This window comes from Bartonella sp. CL70QHWL (assembly GCF_042194855.1).
Lineage (GTDB): Bacteria > Pseudomonadota > Alphaproteobacteria > Rhizobiales > Rhizobiaceae > Bartonella.
This window is the reverse complement of sequence record NZ_JBHINJ010000054.1, coordinates 1-3550: the sequence shown is the minus strand read 5'-3', so window position 1 is coordinate 3550 and position 3550 is coordinate 1. Positions and strand designations below refer to the sequence as shown.

The 3550-nt window shown below is 35.8% G+C and carries 5 protein-coding genes; all 5 read right to left on the bottom strand.

Annotated elements, in window-relative coordinates; all coding sequences use genetic code 11:
- Window positions 1-972 (bottom strand): DnaB-like helicase C-terminal domain-containing protein (locus ACFIJZ_RS09415; RefSeq protein WP_375631873.1); only part of this gene is annotated, 972 nt, incomplete at its 3' end.
- 249 nt (window positions 973-1221) lie between these two features.
- The gene (locus tag ACFIJZ_RS09410) at window positions 1222-1923 is read right to left on the bottom strand and encodes a hypothetical protein (RefSeq protein WP_375631871.1); all 702 of its coding nucleotides are present in this window, start codon (window positions 1921-1923) and stop codon (window positions 1222-1224) included.
- Window positions 1924-2007: 84 nt separating this feature from the next.
- Entirely contained in the window at window positions 2008-2532 is a 525-nt protein-coding gene (locus ACFIJZ_RS09405) for a hypothetical protein (RefSeq protein ID WP_375631875.1), read from the bottom strand.
- 340 nt (window positions 2533-2872) lie between these two features.
- Complete coding sequence (locus ACFIJZ_RS09400) at window positions 2873-3328, bottom strand: hypothetical protein (RefSeq protein ID WP_375631869.1); 456 nt, start codon at window positions 3326-3328, stop codon at window positions 2873-2875.
- A partial coding sequence (locus tag ACFIJZ_RS09395) for a hypothetical protein (protein ID WP_375631867.1) occupies window positions 3315-3550 on the bottom strand: 236 nt, incomplete at its 5' end. The genes ACFIJZ_RS09400 and ACFIJZ_RS09395, both read right to left, overlap by 14 nt.

Genomic DNA, 3550 nt, shown 5'->3' with positions numbered 1-3550 from the left:
CAATTGTGCTAGGGATACACCACCCGTTTGATCAATATAAAGAGGGATTGTTTGTAAGGAACGCATTGCGTGAATAATTTTTGCAAATTGCTCTTCTGAGATATTACCACGGCGCATATCAGAAGAAGAAACCTTTATTTGCTCTGAGATAATACGAGTTGCAAGCTGTTCAGATGACATTTCAAGTGAGAAGAAACCAACAATACCCCCTTCATTGGCTTGGCTGTTATCATGACGCTTGCAAGCATTGGCAATATTAAAAGCAATATTGGTCGCCAGTGAGGTTTTACCCATAGCAGGGCGCCCCGCAAGGATAATCAAATCAGATGCTTGTAACCCTCCCATTTTCTCATCAAGTGTTTTGATATGGGTAGCTATCCCTGAGAGCCTTGAGGAACGCTTTTTCGCTGCACTTGCCATGTTAAGTGCTTTTGCAATGGCTGTATTAAAGTTTTCAAACCCACCCCCATATTTTCCCTTTTCTGCCAATTCAAACAACTGATTTTCAACAGTTTCAATTTGTTGTGATGTTGTAAGGTCTACAGAAACATCATAAGCTCTATTCACAACTTGAGTGCCAAGGTTAATTAAAGAGCGTCGGATAAACAGATCATAAATGACGCTCCCATAATCTTTAGTATTAATGATTGTGACTGCCTCGGTAGCTAAACGCACCACGTAATTATATACAGTGATGTCACCAATTTTCTCATCATTTTCAACAAAGGGCTTAATAGTAATGGGATCTGCAACTTTTCCACTTTGAATAATTTGTGAAATGATATCAAAAAGCCTTTGATGCAACGGTTCAAAAAAATGCTCTGCTTTTAAAAAATCAGAAACGCTATCAAGAGCATTATTATTGATAATGATAGCACCCAGCAAAGCTTTCTCTGCTTCAATATTATGGGGCAGTTGACGAAAAGAAGATTGTTCTTCTGTTTGAAAAGAAGGTAATTTAACAGCGTTCATTTTATTCATTATGATTTAAATTGATTTGATAAATGATAATTATAAATCACTGAATCTACAGTGTGAATCCCATTTTTATTTTACTTAACAGCTTGCGTTTTGATACGTTTTGTGCAATAAAGAGATGTTCTTTTATATTTCGATTGGTTATTTTAATCGTTTATTTGAATCGCTAGCTGTTTTGATAATAAAAGCCGTGTCTTAAAGGACGCGGCTTTTTTGCTATAAAGCAGCCCCCCGCCCCGTTATTTACGCTGCTTTATTTTCAACAATCTTTACAACGGTATCGTTTTCATAAATTTCACAATCTTCAGGAATTCCATATACATAGTAAATGTTTTGCTCAACATATGAATAATCATTTCTTTTTAATCTTGCATTGCCATGTACCAAACCTCTAATGGTGTGATAACCAGTCACTTTAGCATTGCCATAAACAGAACCGTAGACCTTAACATACCCACCCACGCTAGCATTGCCATAAACCTTGCCATAAATTTTTGAAGAGCTACTTACAACAGCATGATCATAAACCTCAGCCTTGCTATAAATGCGTGCACTTCCTGTTAATTTTGCATTCCCATAAACCCTTGCATATTGATAAACCCACACCTTATCAGAAAGATGCGCATTATCATAAACATGAGCTCCAAAATACACGCGGGTTTTATCATATACATGCGCATTGCCATAAACAAAACCACCAATGGCAGCATTGCCATATACCCTTGCATTTTCATAAACACGACCAGATTTTACAACACAAGCATTATCATAAACCCAGCAATTGCCATCATGAGAAAGGTTATCTTCCTTTTCAATAAAGCCGCCTAAATCACCAGCTTTAACATCAGCAAAGTCTTTTAAAGCACGAATGCGGTATAAAGTAATCCCTTTAACGTGACTTTCATTTATAAGCTCATATTTTTTAGATACATTTTTAGTGGTCATAGGTAGCTCCCTAATCTAACATTTGAATAAATTTTTGAATGAAATGGTTATAAGGAGGCGCCCCCGCCGCGCCCGCGCCGTTATTTAAGCTGTTTTCCTATGAGGACGACACATAACAAAGCAAATTTCACCATAAGGAGAAAGGCGTTCTGTATAAACATTATTCATTGTGTCACCACAAATATTCTTAGTAACAATAGCCATGCCACATGCATTGGCATTTTCATAAACATGCACTTTACTTACAATTTTTGCACTATCGAAAACATGGGCATTATCATACACATGGGCATTGGCAAAAACCTTTGCTGAATCGTAGACGCGAGCATTACCATATACAAAACCACCAACACCTGCATTGCCATAAACCTGCGCATTTTCGTAAACACGACCAGGGCTCACAACAATGGCCTGATCACCAACCCAGCAATTACCATCATGGGAAAGATTTTCTTCAGATTCAATATAGCCACCAAGTTGACCAGCTTTAACATCACCAAAATCTCTTAACGCCTTAATGCGATAAAGTTTTTTACCCTCACGAAGAATTGTTTGATTGGTGAGTTGATATTTTGGAGATGTTTTTTGATTTTTAACTGTAGCTTTCATGCTAGTAATCCTTATCGTAAAAAAGGTTTCTATTGACAGCCCATAAGGGCGTCGGGCGCTAGAAACACGGCGATAAGTCCGCTGTATGCTTTTCCCTAAAAGGGTATTGTATGGCATAACCACACCCGACAAAATCGTTATATGCTAGTGATAGCATAAAAGAAAGTCAGTATTTTGAAGATGGGAAAAACCTTATCGTGGTTTATCCGCTTATCGCTAAGTGTTTCTACACACTTGACGCCTTTCTAAACGAACCTTTCTTTAAAGTCAATACGTATTTTTTATTTTTTTCAATTTTTTTCATTTTGATACCTACCTAATTGAATATCAAGTGCTTTTTTTAGCTCTCTTTCTTTTTAATAGATGATTGTATCGCGTAAATGGACATGTTTATTAAACTGCGTGTATGCAACATGAGAAAGAATGAATAAACTAAAAAAAAGTACCAAATAACGATATCTAAATACCAAAATACAGTATAACTATTTGGAAAAATTAAAACGACAAGTGCTAAACTTATTAGCTTTAAGAGTCTGTGCAAATACTGTTGTAAATCACGTGTTAATATCTTCCAACCTGTTGTATCATCATCTTTATATTTTGGATTGTTCTGCAACTCAAAAGGAATATGAGAATTGCATAAAATTACAAAAATATTTGTTATTATTATCAAACCAAAAGATGCAAATATCAAAATACCTTGGATAAAGTAGGGATTTTTTTTAATTCCTAAAAAATATAAAAATATAAAAATTATAATACCAAACAAGGCTCTTAGCTGCTTATCTGTAAACATATTTATTTCCTGCGGTTTTCGATAATTTTTTGATCTCTTTATTGATCTCATCTATAAGAGGTTCGTAATTGAGAACGCTTTTCGGAATACCACCCCCATATATCCAAGCTTTCACTTGCGCCTTGGTACTGTAATCAACTTTACAAGGCATCTCATGATACTGACCACCGTCAAATTCTTCGTATTCTCTTGTGCCATCATCATATTCGTAAAGGTTATAAA